This window comes from Dyadobacter chenhuakuii (assembly GCF_023821985.2).
Classification (GTDB): Bacteria; Bacteroidota; Bacteroidia; order Cytophagales; family Spirosomataceae; genus Dyadobacter; species Dyadobacter chenhuakuii.
Genome location: NZ_CP098805.1, coordinates 2,460,633 through 2,486,954, shown reverse-complemented (window position 1 = coordinate 2,486,954; position 26,322 = coordinate 2,460,633). Strand labels below are relative to the sequence as shown.

Here is a 26,322-nt window from a genome sequence, read left to right as displayed (position 1 = left end):
GGTCGATGCAAATTAATTATTTTGGCAAGTTATATCTCTTTGAGGCGTGAAATTAGTGCAAAATTAATTCTACATTTGAAACGGTTAAATCTTTTGTCCTGAAATACACCTTCACAAAGTGCTACTGCGCCGCTAGCATTCCGAAAGGAAGTTTCAAGTTGTTTTTGTAAACGAATGGTAAAAACACTACTTAACAAAATTCTTAGTTTTGTCGTCAGGGCCCGATATGGAGATTTAACCATTGACGTCAGATATTATTACAGGCACACCTATTATTGCCAGCTTAAACAACTGAAATATGTTGTGAAGGATTATGTAACAAAGGAAAAGTATAAACGCCTGTCCTTTCAGGGAGAGTTTGCGCCGGAGCTCCAATTTGTGCTTCCCTTCGCCTATTGGCACTATAAAAACGGAACGCTTCTCAGCACCGAATCATCCAAATATACCCGGGAGCTTTACTTTTTTTCACCGGACCATCAAGAGTCTTTTGAAACAAGGTCCAATGAAGGGAACTTCAATTTTGAAATGCCACGGATCCTGTACAGCCAGGATTACGACATTGAAAAATGGCTGCCTGTTCCCTTAAAAGAAACATACGCCAACCCGGTTTACCAGTTCGAGAAGCCGATCCTGATCATTGCCAACCGCTACAACATGGAGTGGGACGGACCACCGGTGAGCTTTTATAGCATGGAATTGCTGGAATTCATCGTTGGTAAACTTAAAAACGATTATACCATTATCTACAACCGCCCTAAGCCACACAATATCACCATGGACAACAGTGATATTTATGATATGGACGAATATGAATGGCTTGCAAGAGTGCATCCGGATGTGATCCTGATGGAAGATCTTTTCAAGGAAAACAAAGGTAAAGCCAACAATTTCAATCATTTGCAGCTGATGGTTTATGCCAATGCAAGCAAATTTATATCGATTCATGGCGGCACGGCAACATTGGCAAGTTACTTCGGCGGCACCAATCTGATCCTGTCTAAAAAAGGCCCGGAACATCACTTTCACTGTTTTGAAAACCTGTATCCGAAGTTTTCCGGTGCCAAAATCCTGCATGCAAAGACGGATGATGAGGTGAAAAATTTCGTGGAGGCATATTTTGTCAAAAAATAATGAGCGACAAGCCGAAGGATCATTACTGGATCAAGTCAGGTTTTATCAATATTCTCCAGAATTTCTCGGGGGTCTTTTTTGGCTTTGCCGGATTTTATGTGCTGGTAAGATTACTTTCCAAGCACGATTTCGGGGTGTGGACGCTGTTCCTTTCTACCACCACCATTCTGGAAGCCATTCGGAGCGGTTTGCTTCAGAACGCGCTGGTTAAGTTTATTTCTGCTTCGGATGAGCACGAGCATCCTGACATTATTACGGCTTCATTTGCCATAAGCGGGCTTGTATCCATCTTTTGCATCACCGCTATTCTGATCTTCGCGCCGTTTCTGAGCAGGCTTTGGGATTCTCCCGAGCTGGTTCAGATGCTGTATTTATACATTGCAATCTATTTTTTTTCGGGCTTGCAGGCACAATTCAACGGCATTGAACAGGCCAATCTGCGCTTCAACGGCATATTCCTGACGACCATTATCAGGCAGGGTTCCTTCTTCACATTTGTAGTTGTGTGCTACTTGTTTTCGGTAGAAGTGAAATTGATCTATCTGGTTTGGGTGCAGATCATAAGTGCCATTTTGGGCATGTCACTGGCGTTCTATTATTGCCGCAGACATTTGCAAATTTCGTACGAGGTCAGTAAAATGTGGGTTAAGAAGCTGTTTGGCTATGGCAAATACGCATTCGGAACACTGATCAGCTCACTGCTTTCGGGGACCGTTGACCAGATGATGCTGGGTGCGCTCCTGTCTCCGGCTGCTTCCGGGGCTTTCAACATCGCAGTCCGGATCACGAACCTGATCGACATTCCTGGCAATGCGGTGGCGACGATCGTTTTTCCGCAAAGTGCCAAGCGGATGGAAACGGAGGGGAAATCAGCCATTAAATATTTGTATGAAAAGTCGGTTGGGACGACGCTAGCGCTGGTTGTTCCCGTGGTAGTATTCTTATATCTGTTTTCGGACATTGTAATCCACCTGATAGCAGGAGAAAAATACAATGATTCCATTCCGTTGCTGCAAATCACGCTCTTGTATTGTTTGCTGATTCCCTATGGCCGCCAGTTCGGCACGATCCTCGATTCCATCGGCAAAACGAAGGTTACTTTCTTTGTTGTAGTCGTTACAGCCACATTGAACCTTGTCCTTAACTATTTCTTTATCCAATCTTTTGATGTAATGGGCGCGGCTTATGCAACATTATGCTCCAATGTGGTCGGCTTTATTATAGCGCAGGTGATCCTGAAAAGAGAGATTGATGTGAGCATAGGGAACACATGGATGTACATGTTCCGGTTTTATCCCGAATTCCTCGAAAAGTACATTAAGCCTTTTTTGAAAAACAGGGCCTTGAAATAAGAAGAATCACTTTAATAATGGTGCATTATGGTTGGCGTAAAGTTTTCCGGCAGACTGGGTAATCAGCTTTTTCAGTACTTTTTTTTAATGTATCTCAAAAGCAGAAACAGCAAGCTGACCTATTTTTTTCCGAATCCACACCATGCATATCTAGCCAGATATTTCGATCTCGGTGCATTTCATAATGTAACATTGCAGTCCAAACTCTATTCGGTGTTTGCCAGAATGCTGCCGAAGGTTTTTAGTTTCAAGGATATTTACGTGCAAAATTTTTTCAGTCCCAAAGAATTTACACCACAGAACGGCACGATCTACAATGGCTATTTTCAGTCAGATTATTATATCAAACATTTACCCGAAACTTCCAAGCCACGCCTTCACAGCGAATTCAAGGAACAGTTTGAAAAGCAGTTCGGAGCCGTTTTCAAAAAGCATAAGACCATTGTAGTGCACATTCGCCGCACGGATTACCTGGCTTACGGAAAAAGGGACATTTCTCTTCCCGTCGAATACTTCCAGCGAGAGCTTTACGCCATTCACGATCTGGATCAGTACCAGGTGTTTTTTGTGAGCGATGATATGGATTTTGTTAAAAAATCTTTTCCTCAAAAACCCAATTTTATCTTTTCTCAGAATTCTGAAATTATTGATTTTCAGCTGATTATGAATGCTGATATTGCGATCATATCAAACAGTACATTTGCCTGGTGGGCAGCTTACCTGTGCGAAAAAGAGAATCGTGTGATTGCCCCAAAGAACTGGTTCGGTTTCCGGATCGGCCGCGAGCATCCCAAAGGCATTATGACGGACAAATTTGAATGGAAAGAGGTTATTACCGACTGATTCACATATATTTGAATAACCAAGACGGCTACCCCCACTTTTATTAAAAAGACCTCTATCGTAACAGCAATACCCGCATTCTTATTTGATCAATGAAACTGAAAGGACACCAAATCATCGTCTTTGGCTTACCCCGATTTGATTCGACCATTGAATCTACAAATTACACTACGGCGAGGTTACTGGCCAGGGAAAATAAGGTGTACTACGTCGAAAACCCATTTACAGTAAGAGATTATTTTAAGCTGAGAAAAGGCCCTGAATTCAAAGTCCGGAAAAATCATTTGTCTGTTTGGAGCGGAAAGCTGATCGATACGGACACACCGAATCTTAAAATTGTTATCCCGCCGCTGCTGCTATCCATTAATTTTTTACCCGAAAGCGGTTTTTTCAGGTCAATATTGAAGATCAATGAATCGATGATCCGGCGAAAGTTGCGGACGATCATTGAGGCGCATAACATTAAGGACTACATTTTTATTAATTCCTTCAATTTCCATTATCCTACATTAGTCAACGGGCTGTCGCCTGCCTTAACGGTTTACCATTGTCTCGATCCGATGATCCTGCCATTTAACCAGCGGCATGGCGTTGTATCAGAGGATATTCTCGTACGGAAAAGCGATGTGGTAATTTGCAGCAGCCGTGCGCTGTATCTTGAAAAAAAGCAGTTCAATCCCAAGTCCTATTTTGTGCCGAACGCAGCTGATGTCACGCATAGCAGCAAGGCATTGAGACCGGATCTGCCTGTTTTTCCGAAATTATTGGAAATCAAAAAGCCGATTATAGGCTATCTGGGCGCCATAGAAAGGCGCATTGACTACGAACTCCTGAAAGAAGTAATTACTCATAATGCTGATAAGAGCTTCGTTTTCGTAGGGCCGGTGGCAAAGGAATTTGTTCCCGACTGGTTTTTTACGGCTCCCAATGTCTTCTTCCTGGGCGCCATCGACTATGCAGATATGCCTGCCGTTATCAAAGGATTTGACGTTGCACTGATCCCATTCAAAAAAGATGAGGTGAGCAGCAGCATTTTCCCCCTCAAATTATTCGAATATCTCGGCGCAGGCAAGCCGGTTGTTGCCATTGACTTCAATCCTGACCTCAAAGAATTCACTGAAGACATTGTGCCTTTCTGTACAGACGCACAAGGCTTTACGGCGGCGATCGAAGAAGCGCTGGCAACGGATAGCAAAGCATTACAATCGCGGCGTCTGGCCATAGCGGCCGAAAATACATGGGAAAAAAGAGTGGACACCATTGCCGACATCATTTTCCAAAACCTCAAACCCGCTTAACCGGTTTTTTCAGCGAATAGAAAAACACTGGTAAACCGGTTGGTTTGCGTTTCGGGATCATATTCGTAATAAAATTCGTGAGAAGCTTTTGTCAGGATCAGCAAACCGAAATGTTCGCTGGAATCATTCAGCAGTCGCGGCATGTCCGGGCCCGTCATTTCTTTTATATAGAATTTAGCTGAATGGGCATCGTCCGATCTCACGATCAGCGAATCGACGCCGTTATGATAGATCTGAAATTCGACCCTGTTGGTAAACCCCTTGATGGGCCAGGTAAATATTTTACCCGTGTCTTGCCTGATAAGTGACAACGGATTTCCACGATCTTCTTTTTCAAGAAAAAGGCGGTTGTTGTCTACCTTAATGTTTAATGTGCAATCTCTTGTTCCTGAATGCTTTACCGCATTGGTCAGCAACTCCGTAATCACCCATTTAATTTTTGAAAATGTATCTGGGGATGGGGATGCGTTTTTTGTGTTTTGCACGACATGGTCCAGGCAGATCCTTAATATGCCGGGAATTTCTTCCCGGTTGCTGGTAAAGTGAATTCTTATCCGATCGTGCTCCATAAATTATTGTGATGCTTCCATTGCTTCGTCGAAGTCTTTAAAGATTTTGAAAACTTTATCCATCCTGATCAGTGTAAGCAGGTCTTTTACATCAGACTTCAGGGAAACCAGGTATATATCGACGTTTCGGGGCATTGCGTATTTCAGCGCGACCACGAGGCTGCCGAGAAATGAACTATCGATATAATTTACATTTTCGAAGTTCACTACAATTAGCCGTGCGCCATTGGCTACAAGGGTAATCATCTCTTCTTTGAACATTTCGGCGTTGGCAAGGCTTGCTTCCTGCGGCAAGATCGTTGCCTGTGCTACGTGGTTGATTTCGTTTACTTTTAGTATCATGAGGGATTATGTTTTTTCAATAAAAATAATGCTTGCATCATCCATTTGATTGCTGTCATTGATGCTTTCCAGCACGTGGGTCTTGATCTTGCCAAAGCTGTCCTGCCCGCCGAGATAAGGTGTGATTTTGGAAACAAAAAATGGATAGTCGCTCTTCTTCGAGCCAGCAGACGGAATATCGATCATGCCATCGGTGAAGATGACCAGCTGATCGCCCGTTTTCATTTTAATAACCTGCTTGTCATAAAATCCTTCTTCCATCAGGCCTAGCAGCAATCCGGATGAAAGGACGGTTACGGGTTTGCCTGTTTCCGAGCTGAAACTGATCAGGGGCAGGTCGCCCGCTCCTGTGTAATGCACCTCGCCGGTCTCACTGTCCAGCAGGAGGAGCGAGAGGCTGGATAGGATATTTTGTAAACTTTCGTCCATACAGATCAGCTTGTTAATCTTCTGAACAATGTTGTCTATCGTCAGGTCATTATCAAGTACGCAAAAGCGGATGGCGGCACGGATATAGCTCAGGAAACCGAAAGTAAAGAACCACGCGGTCCACTTTTTTCCCATGATATCCCCCAGAAATGCAAAGCAAAATCGCTGATCTGCCTGTACAAAATCAATAAAATCGCCACCGGGGTAACCCAGATATCCTTTATGCCAAAAATGGACGCGGAAGCCGGGAAGGACGGGGCTGTGTGTGGGTATAGATTTGACATTGAGCGTCTCGGCTGCTACCCGCAACTCACGGACGGACCTGACGTGTTCATTCTGGAGTGATTTAATGATGTTGCCCAGCTTGGAAATAATCACCGGAATAGGCGTTTCCTTGTTGATAAAATCAATGGCATACATGCTCAAACCTTGCAGTATCAGTGAATTATCTGTAAAGGAAGTGAGGAACACGAACGGAATGTCGCTGATTTTCGGATTAAGCAAAATCGCCTGCCGGAAATCAAAACCGTTCATGACAGGCATATCATAATCGGAAAGGATCAGGTCCGGCGTTTCGACTGCCAGCAAAGCCAGTGCTTCCGTTCCCGACTCGCAAGCCACGCAGCTGTATCCTGCTTTAATGAGGGACGCTTCAAACACCCTTCGAAACATGAGATTATCCTCTACCAGCAAGATTTTTTTAACACTGGTCGGCGGCTCCGGAAACGAGATCATTTTTTATTGAAGTTTAGCACGAATAAAAGCACTCCCCCAAAAATAATGAGTAATGACACCAGATCCATGATCGTAACACCGTCATTTGCATTGAAATAATAAACTGTGAAGATTTCAAAGCTAGGTGGTGCCGGCATAATGATCATAGCGAAGCCAACAACGATCAATAAAATAGCCAGAATGAACATTACTGCTTTTTGAGCTGCATTGCTCCGCCCTTTCGAGCTGCTGATCTTGCTGTCGATTTTGTTTTCGGAAAGCAATTTTTCCAACCCTTCCAGAAGCTCTTCCCGCGAAAGATTATTATCCTGGTCCAGTGCCCGGAAAGGCGCAGCTGCTTTTGCTTTCAACGCTGAGCGCCTGAATGCTTCTTCAATTTCCTGCTGGTAGGCGCTCGCCTGTGTGCTGCTAACGGCTGAATGTGCGATGATCTCAATGAGTTCATCCACCTTTTTTCTGATGAGGGGCATTTTGGGGGAAAGTTTGGCAGCGTCCGGGATGCGGGAAACTTTTTTAATATCTAGCAGACGCGGTATTTTCACTTTGTAAATATCGAATTAGATTTTAGTCAGATAGCAGAGGCTTTTAGCAGGGCTGCGAACATTTTATAACCGCAAAAACTACATTTTGTTTAAAGCTATATTTAAATTGTTAATTTTGAAATAGTTCTACAAGCCAATAAAAAAATTCCCTCATTTCAGACTTTCCCAGTGCCCAGCTCCGAACCGATGAAAAGTGTTTCCATTGTAACTGTCAATTTTAATCAGCCTAAGATTACAGAAGATTTATTGAGGTCACTGGAAGAAGTCAACACATATCCGAACCTCGAAATCGTGGTGGTGGATAACGGAAGCAAACCCGATCCCGTGCCAGGCTGGGTAGAACGCTATCCTCACATTAAATTCATCAGATCGGAAAAAAACACGGGCTTTGCAGGCGGCAATAACATTGGCCTGAAACATGCTACGGGTGAATATTTATTCCTGATCAACAACGACACCGAAGTTACCGCGGAGCTGATCGGCACATTGGTCGCCACAATGGATGCCAACCCGAAAATCGGGATGATTTCGCCTAAAATACATTATTACGACCAGCCGGGAATGTTGCAGTATACGGGTTATACACCTATGAATTACTACACCGCACGCAATGCTTGTATTGGTCAGTTTGAGCAGGACAAAGGCCAGTATGATTCACTGAGCGGCATTACGGGCTACGCGCATGGGGCCGCTATGATGATCCGCCGGGAAGCGCTCGAAAAGGCGGGCGTGATGGCGGAAAATTACTTTTTATATTATGAAGAACTGGATTGGTGTGAGCGGATCAGAAATGCAGGTTATGAAATCCACGTTGATCTCTCTGCTTTGATATACCATAAAGAATCCGTTGCGGTAGGCAAAAGGTCCGCATTGAAGGAGTTTTTTATGAACCGGAACCGCATTTTATTTATCCGAAAAAATGGCTCCCCCATGCAATTTCTGATCTTCTGCTGCTATTTCCTGCTGGCAGTGGTGCCCAGGAATCTTATTCAATACATTAAAAATAAAGAATACAATTTCATCCCTGTTTTTCTGAAAGCAATCACCTGGCATTTCACCAATAAGGCGGATAGCAATAACCTTGGCTTCCCCCTGTCACGATAATTTATGGAAATACTCTTCTGGCTCAGTCTCTTCATCGTTTTTTATACATTCCTTGGTTATGGAATCATCCTGTACGTTTTGGTCAGGATACGGCGTGCCGTAAAAGGGAAACGGCCCGTTCCGTCGCTTGATCAGGATATGCCAACATTAACGCTCATCATTGCTGCCTACAATGAGGAAAGCATCATTGAAGAAAAAATTCAGAATACGCTGGCGCTTTCCTATCCGCACGGCAAGCTAAGCCTGATTTTTGTTACCGATGGTTCCTCCGACCGCACGCCAGAGCTTGTGAGCGCTTACAGCCAGATCAAGCTGCTGCACACGCCCGTCCGAAGCGGAAAGATCCTGGCTATGCACCGCGCAATGCATGAGGTTAACACAGAAGTAGTTGTATTCACAGACGCCAACACCTATCTGAACCCGGATGCACTATTGCTCATAGCCAGGCATTACGCCGACCCAAAAGTGGGGGCAGTATCAGGAGAGAAACGGGTGATGCAGGATGCCGTGTCCGACGCCACGGCGGGGGAGGGCTTCTATTGGAAATACGAATCGACGCTTAAAAAGTGGGATTCTGAGCTTTACTCGGTGGTGGGCGCAGCGGGAGAGCTTTTCAGCGTCAGGCACTCACTTTACCGGCAGGTGGAGCCCGACACGATTCTAGACGATTTTATGATTTCCATGCTCATTGCGCAGCAAGGTTACCGCATTATTTATGAACCCGAGGCTTATGCATCGGAGCTTTCGTCGGAGAATATTAAGGAGGAACTGAAAAGGAAGGTAAGGATTGCGGCAGGCGGGATCCAGTCGATTTTACGGCTTAAAAAGCTCCTCAACCCGTTCAATTATCCGCTTTTATCATTTCAATACATTAGCCACCGGGTGTTGCGGTGGACGATTACGCCCTTTTTAATGATCTTGGCATTCCTGCTGAACATTATCATTGTGGTCAATGACGGGAATGCATTGTATGGGTTGATTCTTTTCGCGCAGGTTGCTTTTTACGGCGCCGCGCTTGCGGGATGGATTCTGGAAAAACGAAAGATCAAGGTAAAGGCATTATTCGTTCCTTACTATTTCTGTGTGATGAACTATGCGGTAATGGCAGGGATTATCCGCTTTTACAAAGGAAATCAGAGTGCTGCCTGGGATAAATCCAAAAGAAAAAGCGTGTAGCTAATGCCACACGCTCGCTTCTTATCATTTTTGTTGTCTTATTGAAGTGATTTCAAACGCTCCGATTCTTGTTCGATGATCGGTAGCAATTCATTCAGTTCTGCTGAAATGGTCTGATACATATGCATCAGCTGTTCCGGCGTTTCGTCATCTTTAATCGCTTTTTCAAGCACCTCCACTTTCGGCCTTATCCACGTAAGTCCAGCCATGGTGAACGACGGTTTCAATCCGTGTACAATGCTCGCCGCCTCCTTCATATCCTCAGTTTCCAATGCATTGCGGAGCGAATGCCAGCGTGGCACCGAATCGCTCATAAAAGCGTCAAAAATCATGTAAAGAATTACAGGGTCATCTCCGTAAACTTGGTCAATGTAAGTAAGATCCAGAGCAGGGTTAAGTTGTAAGTCCATTAATTAGAGGTTATAGCTGTTTCAATTGAGCTGTGGTTTACGAAATATATTTACAAAAATATGAAATTATTTACTGGCTCACTGAATCTTTTACTGCCTCTTTCTCAGGTTGTTTTGCCTCTTCCTTGGCTTTTTTCTTAAAATACCTGCGGAATAGGAAATTGGAACGGAGCGCCTGCATGTTTTCATCAAGCTTTTCGGTGCTGCTTTCCAGGTTTTGCAATGTCCCTTTCAAATTGCTCGCCGTCGTCTCGTCGTGTAGTAAAACGCCTAACGGACTTGTCCTGTTGGAATTGAGGTTCTCACTCGCCGTTTTCAGGTTGTCAACCATTCCGTTTGCAGAAGTTACTGTTTCGTTCAGTCTGCCAATAGTGGTCCTCAGATCACGCATGATGACTGTATCGGTTGCAAAATCATTTGCCAGACCGCCTTTTTGATTCAGTTTTTCTGTAAATCCGGACAAGGAAGCTGTCATGGTCTGTGCATTCACAGATGCTTTTTTCAGTGCGGCGAGCGTTTGATCCACATCATTATATAGCCGCTCATCGTTCAGCAGCATTCCCACCGTTCCTTTTCCTTCAAGAATATTCTTGCTGATCGTTTTAAACGCGCTCGTAATGCCCAGCAGGTTTTTGTTGTTTTCAGACAAAACGGCCAGCATCTCTTCCGTGCTTTCCATTTTTTCAACCACCAGCTCGTCGCCATCTTCAATGGAAGGCACCTTTTGCGTTCCGCCGTAAATGACAATGATCTTGTTACCGATCAGTCCGTCTGTGCTAACCTTGGCCTTCGCATTCTTGCGGACAAATTCCTGCGACTTCTCCTCAATGTGAAGGATAACCTCGACTTTGGAATTAGACAAAAAGCGAATGGTCTTCACTGTCCCGATCTTTACCCCCGAATACCAGACATTATTGCCTTGTTTCAGCCCGTTCACGTCATCGAACAACGTTTTGACGGAGATTGTTGAAGAAAATACTTTCTTCATACTTCCAATTGTAAGGATCCCTACTATGAAGATAATTAAGCCTATTATAACAAAAAGTCCGACTGTTATGGAGCGTTTTCTGGCTGATGTTTCCATTATTGAATAAAATTATAATCGTAAAAACTTTTGATTCTTTCTTCGTCTGTGGCAAATACTTCTTCAAATGTGCCCTGTCTCAGGAACTTGCCATCCAGCAGCATTGCGATCCGGTCTCCGGTTTCGCGGGCGCAGGTCAGGTCGTGGGTAATGATGATAGAGCTTGTGTGATATTTTTCCTTCACCTCATTAATCAGCTGGTTAATTTCCAGGCAGGTTATAGGGTCAAGTCCCGCGGTAGGCTCGTCGTAAAGCATGATTTCGGGTTTCAGGATAAGTGTCCTGGCAATGCCGATCCGCTTCCGCTGTCCGCCCGACAATTCCGAAGGAACCTGGTTAATGGTCTGCAACAGGCCAACAGCGTCCAACACATATTCCACCTGTTCGTTGATTTCCGCTTTTGAAAGATTCTTCACATGCCTTACCAGCGGAAATTCCAGGTTTTCCCGCACCGTCATGCTATCGTACAATGCGCTGTTCTGGAATGAAAAACCGATTTTCAGGCGAATGTCTGTTAGCTCCTTCTGATTTAATTCAGCAACTTCCCGGCCCAGGACATTGCAAACGCCGCTATCCTGTTTTAATAACCCGGCAATGATTTTGATCAAAACCGACTTACCCGTTCCCGACCGGCCGAGGACCACAACATTCTCGCCTTTATCCACCTTCAAATTGACTCCTTGAAGCACGTGCAGATCACCAAATGATTTGTAAAGATCTTTGATCTCAATGACCGGCTCTTCGTTTTGGTTGATTTCTGCCATTTTATATTCTGAAATAATTCGATACCTGAACAATAATGACCTCCTCGATGAAGATCAGGAACATGGAAATTACGACTGCCGAATTCGCAGCCTTACCCACACCTTCCGTTCCTTTGCTCGCATTGTAACCCTGGTAACAACCCACAATCCCGATTGTGAAGCCATAAGCAATCGCTTTTACAAGTGAGGTTCCTACATCCAGGAAAGTAATCTGTTCAAAAGCATTTTCAAAAAACGCCCTGAAACTCGTGCCCTCGTTCAATGTGACGTTCAGGAAAGCACCCATAAGCGCTACGCCCGTACAATAAAACATCAGGATCGGAATCGTGATCGTGGATGCGAGCACGCGGGTGACGACCAAAAATTTGAAAGGATTCACAGCCGAAACCTCCATAGCGTCGATTTGCTCGGTAACGCGCATGGAACCCAGCTCGGCACCAATGCTGGACCCAACCTTTCCCGCACTGATCAACGCCGTAACCAATGCGGCCAGGGCGCGCACAATGGCAATCGCAACCAATGACGGCAGCCAGGAAACGGCGCCGAATTCGGCCAGTGACGGGCGGGATTGCTTGGTAAATACCATCCCGGTAATGAAGCCTGTAAGCCCGATCAGCAACAATGATTTATTGCCGATTGCGTAACATTGCTTGACCAGTTCCTGAAATTCCATCCGGCCGCGAAAGGCTTCCCGGAAAAACCGCAGGAAAAACATGTAACCATTGTAAACTGCCAGTAAAGCCGAATCCAGGCCTTTTGTATAAACTTTTTCCTTTTGATTGGCGCTCATTCAATTTTTATGCAAAGTGGATCAAAGGGTAACTCTTATTGGTATACTTTATTGGTTCTGAGCCGGTGACGGCAATTGTTCTTGTCTTCTCGCAGCCGGTAACGTCCGCTCTTCAAACCAGCGCATGCGGTAAGCATTCATCGCTGTTTTGCCTAATTGATTCAGGAGCCGGTAATTCACAATGACGCCCACAGCTGCACCGATTCCGGGAATCAGCTGCGCCATTTTCGCGAGATCAATGTAATCCCTGTATTCCTGTTGAAATGTTTTCCAGTCGAACTGGTGAATGTCGGAAGGAAGCCCCTGGCTTTTCTCCTGCCATTGAATGATCTGCTCAAACACTTTCTGGCGCTGTTTCTGGCTGGAAAATGTCAGCTGGAAAATATGGAGGATAAAAAGTCGTTCCCGGTAATCTTCCGCTGAATGCCCGTATAGTGCAGAAATCTCAAACAGAAGCTTCATTTTAATGGCGATCAGGATCGGGAATTCTGCCAGTGCGAGCACAAATCCGCCTGCGCCGATAATGCCACCTTCTGCGGCTCCTGCTTTTTTGTAAAACTCAATGCGCCTGGAAACCTCTCTTTCAATTTCTTCCAGTGAGTTCTTGGGTGCCGGCAGCGCTGTGGTAAATTCTGCTCCGGTGAGCACCGCACGCGTCATTTGTTTGATTGTAGAAGTGATAACGGCATGAACCTTATCCGGAATAATGTCATTGATTTTGTCCTGAACCGCTTTCGATGTCCTATCTACCAGATTTGGCCGCTTTTGCATCTTTTGCTGCCATTTATGCAATTCAGGCGTTATTGTTTCCTCATATGTCTGGTAATGCATATTTAAACAAAAGATTAAAGTGGGATAGAAGGGAATCAATACTTCATGTAATCATGAAGCGTTGTTACAAAAATCATTCCAATCCCGCTGCAAGCAGGATTTACTAACTCCTGCAATGTACAGCCACGTTATCAGGTAACCTTATTAATCTTTTCTTCCGCGAGCTCTTTTTCTTCCTGATCTGCTTCCGGTTCTTCCTGTTGCAGATCCGCCATTTCTTCATACTGCAATGCAATGAGGATAGGGAAGTGGTCGGAATTAAAGTTTTCGAGCCTTTTCAGGTGCAGCAGCTTGAAATCGGTGGAGCAAAAAACGTGGTCGAGGGGGAATCTCAGGAAAGGATATTTGGCATGAAAAGTATTGAAAAAGCCTCTTCCGCGTCTCGGATCCAGTAATCCGCTAATTTTTGTAAATAAATTCGTCGTATACGACCACGCGACGTCATTCAGGTCTCCTACGACAATGATAGGGGCATTTTGGCCTTTTACTTCCTTGGCAACCAGCAGCAATTCTTTGTCCCTTTCGGTGGAGTACATATTTTCTCCCGGCACTGGCGGAGTAGGGTGTACGCAGTACAATTGGATCAGTTTTCCGGAGGTAAGTTTTACCTGCGTTTTAATGGAAGGGATCTCTTCATCAACAAGATAGCGGACTTCTGCGCCCACCAGTTCCAGTTTGGAATACAGCAGCATACCATAGGTATTTTCCAGAGGCACAAGCACTTGATGCGGATATTTCTCATTAAGCTCCTGCACGCCATCGTTCCAGTACTGGTCTGTTTCCAGCAGCAAAATAAGATCCGGATCGTGCTTTTTCAGCATAGCAATGCATCCGGCTGTGTTTTTGTTGTCCTGAAAAACATTGGATGAAATGATGCTGATCTGGTTATCCGGATCCTGTTTGGAAACTTTCAGAAGCGCTTTTTTTGCCAGGAATGTGAATGGAAAGATCTGATACATCAGATAAAGCGCATTCGCAATGATGACAGCTGTGAAGATTTTTTCAAAAGTACCGTCCATCCGGAACAGCGAAATGTAAAGGATGACGATCAACAGGTTGATGAATAATTTTTGAATCCTGGGATATTCAAAAACCCGGAATGCCCAGAAGTCGTTGCGAATGAGCGGGATAACGGAAAACAAGACGATTATAGCGCCGAAGATTTCCAGTGCGTATTTAAAAGAGTGCATTTATGGGTGCAAAAAAATTTTCTAAATATCGTTTTTAATTTCCCACAAACAAATTGTTCGGCCTGTAATGCCCCTTTCTACGCCTTGCTATCGCACATGCACTTTTTTGGACCAGATTTTGTCCCCGGCCTTCAATCTGACGATATGGTTGCCTGCTGCATTTTCGGGAATGCGGATGAATGCTTCATTACTTCGCAAGATACGCTCGTCGCTCAGTGACTGGCCATTAACATCGATTAATGACAATGTTCCATCGACCGGCTTTTTCATTCTAACCGTCACTTGTTCGCCTTTACGGGCAGGGTTAGGAAACACTGTGAACATGGCTTCATCATCCTTTTCAACCCCGGTTATCAGTTCGTATTCAACTTCTGCATAACCGTAATCTGCTGATTCAGAAGCGCTGCTTACACCCTTTAATCTGTAATTTATTTTTTTTGCCTCAGCGGTATTTTTATCAAGATAAATATAAGTTGCGCTGTCCAATGTTGCAATTGTCTCGTAATCAGGCTCGTCGTCGCGTTTTCTTTCCAGCACAAATTGAGCAACCGCATTCACTTTTTTCCATGAAAGTTTTACACCGCCTTCGGTGGATTCAATCTCGGCTGCCAGCTCGGGTGTTGCCAGACTTTCTCCAATCGGCACCTTGAAGAAAGTGAAAGCGCGCATGCCCAGTTTATTTTTGATAAATGGACCATTCAGCGGATAGTAAGGGCCGTTTTCAGGCGTGTACATAGGCATCAGGTCCATCGTCGTGGCTTGCTGAGGAGCTTTTAATTCCAGGATTATGCGGTTACCATCTGCTTTTGCAGAGGCAACAGAACCGGATTCACCATTGAAATAGAAAAAATCCTTCATGTCCAGGGTAATCTGGCCATTGGGTTTGTAAGGCTCAGGATACACCAGCTCTTGACCTTCATCGAAGACCAGTATCACCTGTTTTTTTTCCGGCGTTTTATAAAATATCTTCCTGATATTGGGCGAGTTAATGTTCGCCGTATCCTTTAACCCGTAAAAATCGCGGGCTATCAGTCTGGATAGTTCCAGGCCGCCCTGTTTGTTCCCTTCTTTTCCATAATGCAGTCCGTCAAACTGCTGCGTTCCTACCGTTGCCAATGATCGGAGCTCCGGATAAATGCTGGGTAGCCTGCGCTGGTAATCCCTCACTTCCGCGCCGACAGAGGATGCGAAATAGATCACATCGATCTGGAACACATAAATTTTGCCCAGGCTAGGCAGGTCTTTTTTCAAGTTATTTCGCAGTACTGCGAAATTTTCCGGCCAGTTACCACCTTCATGGTAAGCCTCGGTTTCACCCTGGCGAAAAATGTACGCTTTCACGGCGCCGGCCATTCCGCCTTTTTGCAAGCGGTAGAGCATCCGGCCATAACCATTACGGAGGTCGGCGGGATTGCTTTCGGTCCTTTGCGCGTGTGCGAAGGCCGATGACCAGTGAAAACCTGCATTAATAAGGCAATTGGGAACGCCGGACTGCCGGATCAGTTGTTTCTGAATTTCCAGACCCATTGTGCCTACGCCGTAATCATAATGGTCCTGGTTGGAAAACGCCCATAATGTGTCGGCAGCATTGTAAGGTCCGGTGTTGAGATCGGCCGTTATTTTGCCGAAAGTGCGGGAAAAAGTGCTGGTATCGGTTTCGGTGAAAAAACCGGTTGAATTGGATTGCCCCGAAAGCACGTACACATCCCCGCTGACAACATTCTTCCTCTCCACAACCATTGTGGAATCGCTGGTTTTGCAGAGATATATTCTAAAATTATAATTGGCAAGCTCGGCTTTGATCTTGGCCTCTGTGGTAAAAGAGCCAATGCCTTTGTCATATTTGAGGTCTGCCCGCAAGTATTTTTGCAAAGTTTCATTTCTGAAAACCTGGACAGATATGTAATTGTAGCCCGCCGTTTCTGTAAAACCAGAGATAGGGATTACGGCTTCGCTTTGTGCATTGCGCGGATATAATTGTAAATCCTGGGGGAGCTTCCTGAATACAACGGAAGAGAAGCGTTGCGCATTAACAATGTTGCCTGAAAACGCAGTTGCAGCAAAAAATAGAAAGAACTTGAAGCTAAAACTAGAAAGCGGTCTTAGAACTCTTAGGGGTAGAACATTCAATTTCACAGGCAACTGACTTTTTTATTGATAAGAAACAAATATAGTCAGTTGCGCTGTGCATTAGTAAATTGAATGAAGTTTAATCGGCTTTTGTCACTTCAATGTAACCGGGCCGACACCTTCTTTGGTGATTTTGACAGGGTTGATTTCCCCTTTATCATTGAATGTCATGACATCAATGCATGTTTCGCGGTGATTCCCGTCGGTTTCCGTCAACGGGCGTCTGTGGTAAACAATGTAATATTGATCTTTGCCCGGAATCTGGATAACGGAATGGTGCCCCGCGCCTCTAGCCACTTGCGGGTCCTGCTTCAGTATCGTACCCACTCTTTTGAAAGGCCCGAAAGGAGAATCGGCAATGGCATATGCAACCGAATAATTAGGGCCTGTCCAGCCGCCTTCCGACCACATGAAGTAATATTTTCCATTTTTGATAAACATAAATGGCCCTTCTACGTAGTTGTCGGGCGTTATTTCGCGGAAGATGGTGCCGTCTTCAAAAGGGACAAAGCCGGTAAAATCCTTATTAAGCTTCGCCACATTGCAATGCTTCCAGCCGCCGTAAAACAAATAATACTGCCCATCCTTGTCTTTGAACACAAATTGGTCGATGGGCTGCGCACCGTTGTGGAATTTGTCGATCAGTGGTTTTCCCAAATGATCTTTAAAAGGGCCTTCCGGGCTGTCCGAAACGGCTACACCGATGCCGCCTTTCTCCTGATCATTCTGAATGTCGTTGGCACCGAAAAAGAGATAGTATTTTTTGTCTTTTTCAATGATGGAAGGAGCCCATACTGCACGTTTGGCCCATTTGATAGCCGCTGTGTCCAGGATAGCGGGGTGTTTTTTCCAGGTTACCAGGTCTTCGGACGAAAAAGCATCCAGGAACACCTGCTGCTCGTATGGTGCAGAAAATGTAGGATAAATGTAAAACTTTTTGTTAAAGATAATTCCCTCAGGATCAGCATACCATCCTGGAAAGACGGGGTTGCCTGCGGTTTTTTGGATGGTTTGCGCAAAAGTGCTTATGCCGCATAAAAGCAGCGCAATGGACAAAATAGGTTTTTTCATTTTTAGGACTAAGCAAGAAAAGTACCTGGCTAAGTTCTGAATTTTTGCCCAATTAATAGGTCTCTCCCGAGCCGCCGCCGCCAAAATTTCCACCGCCAAATTCAACATTACCATCCTCACCCGGCGTCTGACCAAGATGTTGCGCCACTAAAATGGCTTCCAGATTAGCCAGCTTACGTTTGCCTTCCTGCTCATCGGATAAGCCGTGTTTGGGTGTATGCAGATATTTAATGACAGCGGCAGACAGGACGATCATGGCCATTCCGGCTATCGCCAGTTCCTGTGCAGGCGTAAACGGGCTGAAATAATGTTTATAAGTATAAACAGACAATGCCAGCGAAAGCAGCCCGGTAATCAGCAGAACACGATCGTGTTTTTTCAACCCAAAAAATATGTACGCAACTGGGATGCCTATTGTGAAGAAATAAAAGACTTGAGCGAATGGGATTTGAGGTGCGAAAGGCAAATTCAGGTCATTCAGCATAGCATTGCCTTCGCGGACAACCAGATAATTCCCACCCAGGTAAAACGTAGCCAGTGCCAGAATTTCGATCAGTTTCCGGCAGTCGTGGTAATAGCTGCTTTTGATTTTTTTCACAATCAAATAAACCAGCGCGGAAAGGATCATTACTCCGAAAGGAAGGATCGCTTTGCCGATCGGAAACTTCATCATCATATCTCCCAACATTAAAATCAATATGAGGAAAGAGCCGGCGGCCGTCAGCAGGTCTGCGTAACGGAGTGTGGCGGCATATGTGATAGCAAAGAAAATGATGCAGAATTGCCAGACTTGAAGATCCTGAAAAAGCGATAAAATAGGGATTGCCGCTGCGCCAAGGGCAGCATAAAGCAGTGCATTGTCGGTTCCGGAGTGATACAAGCCTCTTTTTTTGATCAAAAATTCCAAAAAGAATAGGAACCCTGCCATGCAGAAAAGGCTGATGACGGAAATGTTTTCCTGCCCGCCGTCGCCAATGATGAACATGGATATAAACCCCGAGGCAAAAGAGCAGGCGATGAGTGTGAAAATGAATAGCCCGATTTTTACAAAAATGCCGGGCCGGTAAAATTGCTGGGGAAATGCTTTTTCCGCCTGGTCGAGCTGTTCTCTGGTCAGCAGCTTCTTAGCTGCCCAATGTTCGGCTTTATTGAGAATGTGCAGATTTTCAATCCAGGTTTCGTTGTAGGCTTTTTTCATTTTTTGATCCCTAAGAATTTTTTAAAATTGAGCAGAAAGAAAACAACGCCTATGCTGGTGAATGCGAAATAAAACGTCCCGAAAACGAAAGAAGCGTCTTCTGAAACGATATTTGAGAAAATAAAATGTGTAAGGATTATGTAGCCATAAACGACGCCTATGAGCAGGAAAATGAGTGATTGTGTGAGGCGGGCGCGCTGGATGAAGAATACGGAAAGGGCTAGTCCCACAAGCATATAGATGAATTCTGCGCGATCGCTGAAAATGCCGGTCAATGCCGCCAGAACCGCCAGATTGCCTCCCAGGAAAATATAGGTAAATGCAAAGTGGTGTTTAATGTTCCGTTTTTCTGATGCCCAGCCGAATGCGCACAGGATCGAGCCGAGAATGACAGCCGTGGCGAGTAAGCGGTTATCCGTGAAATCATTTTGTGAAAGCACAGCCAGCGGCGCCACAGTAAGACCAAGCCATGACGCAAGTCCCGTAATGGCCATGGAAAGGGCTCCTTTATGATCGAAACGGTAAGCGCAGAAAAAGAAAATCAGGGTCGGAATAATGATCGCGAGTCCGTACCGCGTCCCAAAAATGTTGTATTGAAATTGGAGGTAACCTTCCAGAACCAGGAACGTCGTGCAGCCAAGCAGCAGAATGTAATCGGCGAGTTTTTTTGGATTGCTTACTTTTTCGTTGCTGTAAGGAAGCGCATGCTTATAAGTGTAATAAAAGCACCAGGCTGTAAAGGCGGCAATTGAAGCGATAATCACCTGATGACCAATGGTATCTATGTTCTCATAAATAATAACCCCGATGCCGGAGCTGAAAAGAACAATTCCCAGGTAAAGGATCGAGCGCAGTTCCCAATGCAGCGAAAACGCCTTTTTTTGCTCGTAATCGGCTATGATTGAAGCTTGTTCTTCGGATATGACGGCCTTCTCAACGAAGGCTTTCAGGATGGTTTGCGTATTCATTCCGTGGAAAAAAGAGGATGAGTAGAGCTGGCAATAATAAGAAGAATGCTTACAAGAACAGCGCTTATTTATTCAACGGAGCGGCCCGGTTATGTTACGGTTTTATTAAAATCTCAATGTAAAATCTTCCTTCACCTGCTCCTGCCGAAAGAACACCAGCCCGATCCAGAATAAATCGACCGTTAACGTTACCCGGGGATGTTTTTTGATGAATTCCCAGGCTTGCGTCATTTCATCGGACCAGTAGATGTCGTCGAAAATAAAGACCGAATCGTTGTGCATGTAGGGGAGGCAATCCTGGAAATAGCGGACAGTTGGCTCGTAGCGGTGATTGGCGTCGAAATAGGCGAAATCCAAAGACGGATTCAGCTTTTTTAATGTTTCGGGTAGCGTCTGGTCAATGTTGCCAATCACGATGTCAATGTTTTCAGCATCCAGTTTTTCAAAGTTATGGCGTGCAACCTGCGCTGTGGCCGGGCAGCCTTCGAAAGTCAGGATTCTTGCATCCGGCTTTGCTTTTGATAAATATAATGTTGTCAGCCCCAGTGAAGTGCCCAGTTCGAGAATGGTTTTGGGCTGAAATCTTTGCACGAGGCGGTTGAAGAGCTTTCCGAATTTTTCGGGCTTCTCGGCATTCTTAGCAATCGTGCCGATTTTGCGGAGGTTGGATTTATTCACCCGCGAGCCGGCGCCGAGATCCAGAATGTTGATTCGCTCATTGGATGCCAGCAGTTCTTTGCGCAATTTTTTCAAAACCTCATATTCGGGATTCTGATCCTTTTTTGCCGCAATAACCTGCGTGTAAAGTTCGAAAAGGAAAGGCGAATGAATGGAATGCTCGTTACCGGAGCGGAGCAAATACTTTAAATAGGCAGCAATCAATTGTAAGATATTTAGTAAACCAAAACCGAAGTCGGGCGGTTGATCAGTTCATTCTGTAAGGTGCGATCAGGGAGAATGCGGGAATGATCACGCGGAACTGGCGGCCGTCGAGTACACGTTCCATCAGATACGTTCCGGCCATTTTGCCCAGGTCTGTACGAAGGTTGCATCCCGACACGTAATCATGCACATCCCCTGGTTCCAGGATCGGTTGCAGTCCCACAATGCCAGCGCCTTCCACTTCGCGTACGGTTCCGTTCGCATCGTAAATAAGCCAGTGCCTTCTTAAAAGTTTAACAGTATGCTCGCTGTGGTTCTCAATCAGGATCTTGTAGGTAAATACAAAATGATCTTGTCCCGGGTTGGAATAATCGGGCTGATACTCAGTTAATACGGTGACTTTCACACCATCTGTCACTTTGGAAACCATATGGATGAGGGTGTTTGGGCGTTTTGCGTTGGTATGGGGAAGCAGCCGGAGCTGTATTTGCATTACTTCTGCTAAAACGAAAATAACAATCAATTACTGATAAAACCAAATCAAAATAATATAATTTGGGTTTGGTTTTAAAAACGATGAGATGGACGTAAAAATAGAGCAATCGTGGAAAGAAAGGCTGGAACCGGAGTTTGCAAAGCCGTATTTCACTGAGCTTGTGAGCTTTGTAAAAGAGGAATACAGCACGAAACAGATATTTCCGCCGGCGAAACAAATTTTCAATGCATTCAATTATTGCAGCTTTGAAGACTGTAAAGTGGTGATACTAGGCCAGGATCCTTACCACGGTTTTGGACAGGCAAACGGACTTTGCTTTTCGGTGAATGATGGCGTGCGTATCCCGCCTTCGCTGGTCAATATTTTCAAGGAGATCAATAGCGACCTGGGTAAGCCCATTCCTAATTCCGGTAATCTGGAAAGGTGGGCGAAACAGGGCGTATTATTGCTTAATGCAACATTAACAGTGGAAAGCGGGAAAGCCGGGTCACACCAGAACAAGGGATGGGAACGATTTACCGATGCTGTTATCAAATGCGTGTCCGACGAGAAAAAGAATGTGGTTTTTATGCTCTGGGGGCGTTATGCCCAGGATAAGGGAAGCATTATCCATGACAAAAATCACTTTGTATTGAAATCAAAACATCCGTCTCCCATGTCGGCAAACGGGGGAGGCTGGTTCGGTAACCATCATTTCAGTCAGGCTAATGCTTATCTCGAAAGCAAAGGCTTGGAGCCGATCAATTGGTAGAAACGAAAAAAAAGAGCCGGGATACCCGACTCTTTTTAAGATTTTCACTCCTATTACTATTGTAAATTACTTTTCAATGTTGGAATTCATTTCCAATACATTGTCCCAATTTCCTTCATTAGCCTTCACAAATTGTTTGCGATCGGCATTCGCTGCATATTGTGCTGCGCCTTCTTTTGTTCTGAATGTCAGGTAATGGATCACATCAAACTGCTCTTCGCTTCCTTCCAGTTTCTGAACGTGACCTGCTGAATAGGCAACTACATCCTTCACTGCGTTTTTCATGGAAGCAAAATCACGCAAATGTTTTTCAACGTCCTCGTTAGTTGTTCCCGGCTTAAACTTGATACAAACTACGCGCTGAATTTCAGCTGGTTTGTGAGGAACATACGCACCGTAAATCAGCAGCATAAAAACGCACAATGCAAAAACGGGTACTAAATATCCTAATGTTTTATTTCTGGTTCTCATTATTTCAAAATCTGATAATCATTCTAAATTTTCTTGATACAAAGATAAACGAATAATTAATAATTGCATTATTTATATATTAAATATAACTTATTCTGATTTTCTTGCATTCGGCAAAAGAAACCTGAGTACAATGTTCAGAATGCAGAATTTAGTTTGGGAGGCCGCAGGAGGCCGGGATGTGTATTTAATGCTAACTCAGAGATAAATGCGGCAAAATTCAGTTGAATTTTGTGCAACCAGCAAAATGAGCGTTTTCAAAATACTCGTTCATGTGACCATTTTTTGCAAAAAGCGTCTAAAGAGGTTAAAGGCCTTAAAAATGGCCTTCAAAACATTATATGGCAGTAAAATCTGGATGCAAGAAATTTTTTTTCAAGAAAAATGCTTTCGAGAGGCATTTTTGGCTGAAAATGAGCGTGGTAATGCTAATTTTTCTCGCTTTGACATCCGGCAAACCGCATTGGGGATTCTGGGCGCACAAGCGGATCAATCGTATGGCTGTATTTCGCCTGCCACCCGAAATGCAGGTTTTCTACAAAAAGAACATTGATTATATAACAGAAAATGCGGTCAACCCGGACCGCCGCCGATACGCTGTGGTAGGAGAGGCCGAGCGGCATTATATTGATCTGGATGTCTATGGCGACAGTGCTGTGCTGGTGCTGCCGAAATTTTGGAACGAGGCGGTAAAGCGCATGGGCGAGGATAGCTTGCGCAAGCATGGCATTGTTCCCTGGTATATTCAAACAGCTGCCTATCAGCTTACGGAGGCCTTTAAAGAAAAAGACGCGCGTCGGATTCTTAGAATATCGGCAGATCTTGGGCACTACATTGCGGATGCCCACGTGCCTTTGCATACAACCCGGAATTATAATGGACAACTAACCGGTCAGGAAGGCATTCATGGCTTCTGGGAATCGCGGTTGCCTGAGTTGTTTGCGGAAAACTATGACTTATGGATCGGTCAGGCCAGGTATCAGGATAATGTTGCCAATATTGCGTGGCAGACCGTGGCCGAGTCACACGCCGCAACAGATTCTGTTTTTCTGTTTGAAAAGCAGCTTAGTGCTTCATTTCCGGCTGAAAAAAAGTTTAGCTACGAACTTCGTAACAATGTACTTACCCGGACTTATTCACTGGAATTTTCAACCCGCTACCACGAAACGCTCGACCGGCAGGTTGAGCGGCGCATGAGAGCTTCTATAAAAATGGTGGCCGACATCTGGTTCACATGCTGGATCAACGCCGGTCAGCCGGATCTGCGCCAGTTGAAGGATTCTTTAACGGAAACAGACAAGCCGGATCAACAAACTGAAAGCCAGTCCTGGATCAGACGTCTCCTGCATATAAGACCCGAAAGTGAGGATTAAGCGCTTTGTTTCAACATGCGGGAAGTTACCAGCAGCTGGCCCGTGTGCCTTTGCGTATGCTCGGCCGCGTGAAACAGCAAGCCCAGATGTGTGGATGGTAACATGGCCCGGCCCACGTAACGGATCTGCGTAAGCGTCTCTTCGTCAGTGTGTTTGAGTTGTGTTAGCGCGATGAGAATCTGTCTGTTGAATGCGTCGAGTAATTCGTTCAAAGCCGATGTGGACGATAGTGGCTGGCCCTCGGATTTCAAATAGGCAAGCTGATTTTCGCTCAGAGATTCAGCCCTGGCATAGGTAAAAAGACGGTCGAGCACGCCGGTAAGGTGTTGTAAATGAAAGCCAACAGACGCCACATCTGCCGGGCGTTCCCATAACAATGCAACGGGGAAATTGCTGAGTTCTGCATTGATTTCTTCCTGCGCTTGCAAAAGTGCGTGGGCTGCGGGCTGCAGAAAATCGGATATTTCAGGGAGTGGCCCTCTGAGCCAGACCTCGGGTTTCGGTTGATTTTGCATACCGAAAAATAACAAAAAAAGGGACTTTGTTACAAGTCCCTTTTCTTAAATGTGCTAAGCTTAATTATTTAGCGATATCAATTTGTACAGGCTTACCTTTAATGGTGTTGCCGTCCATTGCACGCAAAACCGCACGGGCATCACGCTCAGGAACATCTACAAATGTGAATTTGTCATAAATATCAATCGCACCGATCGTTTTACCTGGAATGTTCGCTTCGCCGGCAATGGCTCCAACGATATCTTTTGGCAAAATGTGATCTTTACGGCCAAGGCTCAGGAACAAGCGCGTCATGCCAGCTTCCGGTGTAGCCGAACGTTTCGATTCGTCGCGGCCGCCTTCGAATCTTGGACGTGATTCTCCGCGCGCTGCGGGAGCGTAACGGTCGTTTCCGCGTGGAGCGCTTTCTCTGCGATCTCCAAAACGGCTTCCTCCTGATGAACGGCGCTCAAATCTGTCGCTGCCGCCTTCTCTGCGTCCGTCGCGTTCGCCACGTCTTTCTTCCCAAGCCAGGTTAGCATCTGCATATTCGTTCTTCTGAACGCCCATGATCTGCTTAGCCATAGCGCCTACAACCTGCTCGGTAGAATAACCTGCGTGGTGCAACATTTCCAATACATCGCCGAAAAGCTCCTGATCGTCGCCTTCTTTGATAGAAGCAGAAATGCTTTCAACGAAACGTGCCTTACGCACACCTACGATATCTTCGTAAGAAGGAATTACTCCTTTTTCAATTTTAACTTTGGTAAAACTTTCAATGGTTTTCAAACGATATTTTTCATCGCGGGCAACCAGTGAGAATGCTTTTCCGGACAATCCGGCACGACCTGTACGGCCGATACGGTGTACGTAATATTCTTCGTCCAAAGGAATGTCAAAGTTGATCACGCCATCCAGTCCGCTTACGTCAATTCCGCGTGCTGCAACGTCCGTAGCCACAAGAATGGTTGTTACACCTGCCTTGAATTTGCTCATTACATTGCTGCGTTGCTGCTGGCGCAAATCGCCGTGGATTCCTTCCGAAGCATATCCTCTCAATTGAAGATCTTCAACGATTTCGTCCACTTTTCTTTTGGTATTACAAAAAACCAAAAGCGATTTCAAATGGTGCATGTCGATCAGGCGCGTCATTACTTCAACCTTAGCCTGTGGCTTCACTTCGAAGTAAACTTGCTCAATGTTCACGTTAGTCAGCTCATTACGAACCACTTTGATCAAAATAGGGTCGGTCTGGAAACGTTTTGTGATTGACATAATCGGCTTAGACATTGTTGCTGAGAACAAGATCGTCTGACGGTCAGCCGGCATATCTGCCAGAATGCTTTCGATGTCCTCGCGGAAACCCATATCCAACATTTCATCTGCTTCGTCAAGCACCATCATGCGCACTTCGTCAAATTTCAACGTTTTGCGTTCCATATGGTCCATCACACGGCCTGGCGTTCCTACAACAATGTGAACACCTTTTTTCAGCGAGCGGATCTGGCGGTCGATAGAATCACCACCGTAGATTGCTTCAATTCTTAATCCTTTTACATATTTAGCCAAACGGCCAATTTCTTCGGAAACCTGCACCGCTAATTCGCGGGTAGGGCAAAGCACGAGTGCCTGAACGGCATTATTGGATACATCAATTCTTTCCAGCACGGGAATACCAAACGCTGCCGTTTTTCCGGTTCCTGTTTGTGCTTGTCCGATCACGTCAGATCCCTGCATTACTGCGGGAATTCCTTGTGCCTGTATGGGTGAGGGTTTAGTAAAACCCATTTCAGTAAGGGCTTTAAGGATGTTTTCTGAGAGGCCAAGCTCTTCGAAAGTTTCGAAATTTTCAGTAGTCATTATATTTATTTTTGTATTAATTCTTGGGTAAATAAAA

General features: G+C 45.1%; 28 protein-coding genes. 9 read left to right on the top strand and 19 right to left on the bottom strand.

Annotated elements, in window-relative coordinates; translation table 11 throughout:
- Positions 1-174: 174 nt before the first annotated feature.
- The 4 genes from NFI80_RS10330 (at position 175) to NFI80_RS10315 (ending at position 4,624) form a co-directional block, all read left to right on the top strand.
- Positions 175-1,131 carry a hypothetical protein gene (locus NFI80_RS10330; RefSeq protein WP_235163123.1) on the top strand — a complete coding sequence of 319 codons (957 nt, stop codon included), beginning with the start codon at positions 175-177 and terminating at the stop codon, positions 1,129-1,131.
- Positions 1,131-2,483, top strand: a complete 1,353-nt coding sequence (locus NFI80_RS10325) for a flippase (protein ID WP_235163124.1) — start codon at positions 1,131-1,133, stop codon at positions 2,481-2,483. Before NFI80_RS10330 ends, NFI80_RS10325 begins: the two co-directional genes overlap by 1 nt.
- 27 nt (positions 2,484-2,510) lie before the next feature.
- Positions 2,511-3,326 (top strand): alpha-1,2-fucosyltransferase, encoded by an 816-nt coding sequence (locus NFI80_RS10320; RefSeq protein ID WP_235163125.1) that lies wholly within the window; start codon positions 2,511-2,513, stop codon positions 3,324-3,326.
- 92 nt (positions 3,327-3,418) lie between these two features.
- Positions 3,419-4,624, top strand: coding sequence for a glycosyltransferase (locus NFI80_RS10315; RefSeq protein ID WP_235163126.1), 1,206 nt, complete (start codon positions 3,419-3,421; stop codon positions 4,622-4,624).
- Here the strand turns inward: NFI80_RS10315 and NFI80_RS10310 are convergent.
- The 4 genes from NFI80_RS10310 to NFI80_RS10295 are packed head-to-tail and all read right to left on the bottom strand — an operon-like array spanning position 4,621 to position 7,169.
- Complete coding sequence (locus tag NFI80_RS10310; protein ID WP_235163127.1) at positions 4,621-5,193, bottom strand: sensor histidine kinase; 573 nt, start codon at positions 5,191-5,193, stop codon at positions 4,621-4,623. The genes NFI80_RS10315 and NFI80_RS10310 overlap by 4 nt on opposite strands.
- Before the next feature lie 3 nt (positions 5,194-5,196).
- Positions 5,197-5,535 carry an STAS domain-containing protein gene (locus NFI80_RS10305; RefSeq protein ID WP_026630339.1) on the bottom strand — a complete coding sequence of 113 codons (339 nt, stop codon included), beginning with the start codon at positions 5,533-5,535 and terminating at the stop codon, positions 5,197-5,199.
- A gap of 6 nt (positions 5,536-5,541) precedes the next feature.
- Positions 5,542-6,699: a SpoIIE family protein phosphatase gene (locus NFI80_RS10300; protein WP_235161366.1), complete on the bottom strand. Its 1,158-nt coding sequence runs from the start codon at positions 6,697-6,699 to the stop codon at positions 5,542-5,544.
- Complete coding sequence (locus tag NFI80_RS10295) at positions 6,696-7,169, bottom strand: hypothetical protein (RefSeq protein WP_235163128.1); 474 nt, start codon at positions 7,167-7,169, stop codon at positions 6,696-6,698. The genes NFI80_RS10300 and NFI80_RS10295 overlap by 4 nt, the downstream gene beginning before the upstream one ends.
- A 258-nt stretch (positions 7,170-7,427) precedes the next feature.
- Between NFI80_RS10295 and NFI80_RS10290 the strand changes: the two genes are divergently transcribed.
- Positions 7,428-8,345, top strand: coding sequence for a glycosyltransferase family 2 protein (locus NFI80_RS10290; protein ID WP_235176564.1), 918 nt, complete (start codon positions 7,428-7,430; stop codon positions 8,343-8,345).
- Positions 8,346-8,348: 3 nt separating this feature from the next.
- Positions 8,349-9,521 (top strand): glycosyltransferase family 2 protein, encoded by a 1,173-nt coding sequence (locus NFI80_RS10285; protein WP_235163130.1) that lies wholly within the window; start codon positions 8,349-8,351, stop codon positions 9,519-9,521.
- Between the two features lie 38 nt (positions 9,522-9,559).
- Here NFI80_RS10285 and NFI80_RS10280 read toward each other — a convergent pair whose 3' ends face one another.
- The 12 genes from NFI80_RS10280 to apaG all read right to left on the bottom strand — a co-directional run bounded on the left by NFI80_RS10280 (position 9,560) and on the right by apaG (position 21,269).
- Positions 9,560-9,931 carry an Hpt domain-containing protein gene (locus NFI80_RS10280; RefSeq protein ID WP_233796074.1) on the bottom strand — a complete coding sequence of 124 codons (372 nt, stop codon included), beginning with the start codon at positions 9,929-9,931 and terminating at the stop codon, positions 9,560-9,562.
- Between the two features lie 70 nt (positions 9,932-10,001).
- Positions 10,002-10,919: an MlaD family protein gene (locus tag NFI80_RS10275; protein WP_233796075.1), complete on the bottom strand. Its 918-nt coding sequence runs from the start codon at positions 10,917-10,919 to the stop codon at positions 10,002-10,004.
- A 95-nt stretch (positions 10,920-11,014) separates the two neighbouring features.
- The gene (locus NFI80_RS10270; protein WP_233796076.1) at positions 11,015-11,779 is read right to left on the bottom strand and encodes an ABC transporter ATP-binding protein; all 765 of its coding nucleotides are present in this window, start codon (positions 11,777-11,779) and stop codon (positions 11,015-11,017) included.
- A 1-nt stretch (position 11,780) separates the two neighbouring features.
- Positions 11,781-12,569 (bottom strand): MlaE family ABC transporter permease, encoded by a 789-nt coding sequence (locus tag NFI80_RS10265; protein WP_233796077.1) that lies wholly within the window; start codon positions 12,567-12,569, stop codon positions 11,781-11,783.
- A gap of 48 nt (positions 12,570-12,617) precedes the next feature.
- Complete coding sequence (locus NFI80_RS10260; RefSeq protein WP_233796078.1) at positions 12,618-13,400, bottom strand: EcsC family protein; 783 nt, start codon at positions 13,398-13,400, stop codon at positions 12,618-12,620.
- A gap of 131 nt (positions 13,401-13,531) precedes the next feature.
- Positions 13,532-14,590: an endonuclease/exonuclease/phosphatase family protein gene (locus NFI80_RS10255; RefSeq protein ID WP_235163131.1), complete on the bottom strand. Its 1,059-nt coding sequence runs from the start codon at positions 14,588-14,590 to the stop codon at positions 13,532-13,534.
- An 87-nt stretch (positions 14,591-14,677) separates the two neighbouring features.
- Entirely contained in the window at positions 14,678-16,726 is a 2,049-nt protein-coding gene (locus NFI80_RS10250) for a T9SS type A sorting domain-containing protein (RefSeq protein ID WP_235163132.1), read from the bottom strand.
- An 87-nt stretch (positions 16,727-16,813) separates the two neighbouring features.
- Positions 16,814-17,791, bottom strand: a complete 978-nt coding sequence (locus tag NFI80_RS10245) for a glycoside hydrolase family 43 protein (protein ID WP_235163133.1) — start codon at positions 17,789-17,791, stop codon at positions 16,814-16,816.
- Between the two features lie 52 nt (positions 17,792-17,843).
- On the bottom strand, positions 17,844-18,989 hold the full coding sequence (locus NFI80_RS10240) for a hypothetical protein (RefSeq protein WP_235163134.1): 1,146 nt from the start codon (positions 18,987-18,989) through the stop codon (positions 17,844-17,846).
- Positions 18,986-19,957 (bottom strand): DUF2157 domain-containing protein, encoded by a 972-nt coding sequence (locus NFI80_RS10235; protein WP_233796083.1) that lies wholly within the window; start codon positions 19,955-19,957, stop codon positions 18,986-18,988. Before NFI80_RS10235 ends, NFI80_RS10240 begins: the two co-directional genes overlap by 4 nt.
- Before the next feature lie 105 nt (positions 19,958-20,062).
- Positions 20,063-20,839, bottom strand: coding sequence for an O-methyltransferase (locus NFI80_RS10230; protein WP_233796084.1), 777 nt, complete (start codon positions 20,837-20,839; stop codon positions 20,063-20,065).
- Between the two features lie 43 nt (positions 20,840-20,882).
- Positions 20,883-21,269: a Co2+/Mg2+ efflux facilitator ApaG/CorD gene (gene apaG / locus NFI80_RS10225; protein WP_026630324.1), complete on the bottom strand. Its 387-nt coding sequence runs from the start codon at positions 21,267-21,269 to the stop codon at positions 20,883-20,885.
- 151 nt (positions 21,270-21,420) lie between these two features.
- On the opposite strand from apaG, the gene ung reads away from it, so the two are divergent.
- The gene (gene ung / locus NFI80_RS10220; protein ID WP_233796085.1) at positions 21,421-22,086 is read left to right on the top strand and encodes a uracil-DNA glycosylase; all 666 of its coding nucleotides are present in this window, start codon (positions 21,421-21,423) and stop codon (positions 22,084-22,086) included.
- A gap of 66 nt (positions 22,087-22,152) precedes the next feature.
- Here ung and NFI80_RS10215 read toward each other — a convergent pair whose 3' ends face one another.
- Positions 22,153-22,557, bottom strand: a complete 405-nt coding sequence (locus NFI80_RS10215; RefSeq protein WP_233796086.1) for a Dabb family protein — start codon at positions 22,555-22,557, stop codon at positions 22,153-22,155.
- A gap of 208 nt (positions 22,558-22,765) precedes the next feature.
- Between NFI80_RS10215 and NFI80_RS10210 the strand changes: the two genes are divergently transcribed.
- Both NFI80_RS10210 and NFI80_RS10205 read left to right on the top strand, forming a co-directional pair.
- A complete protein-coding gene (locus NFI80_RS10210) occupies positions 22,766-23,110 on the top strand; it encodes a hypothetical protein (RefSeq protein ID WP_233796087.1) in 345 nt (114 codons plus the stop codon).
- Complete coding sequence (locus NFI80_RS10205) at positions 23,055-23,930, top strand: zinc dependent phospholipase C family protein (protein ID WP_233796088.1); 876 nt, start codon at positions 23,055-23,057, stop codon at positions 23,928-23,930. The genes NFI80_RS10210 and NFI80_RS10205 overlap by 56 nt, the downstream gene beginning before the upstream one ends.
- On the opposite strand, the gene NFI80_RS10200 is transcribed toward NFI80_RS10205, so the two are convergent.
- The gene (locus NFI80_RS10200; RefSeq protein ID WP_235161358.1) at positions 23,927-24,445 is read right to left on the bottom strand and encodes a DinB family protein; all 519 of its coding nucleotides are present in this window, start codon (positions 24,443-24,445) and stop codon (positions 23,927-23,929) included. The two genes, NFI80_RS10205 and NFI80_RS10200, sit on opposite strands and share 4 nt — an antisense overlap.
- Before the next feature lie 64 nt (positions 24,446-24,509).
- Entirely contained in the window at positions 24,510-26,285 is a 1,776-nt protein-coding gene (locus NFI80_RS10195; protein WP_233796090.1) for a DEAD/DEAH box helicase, read from the bottom strand.
- Positions 26,286-26,322: the final 37 nt, after the last annotated feature.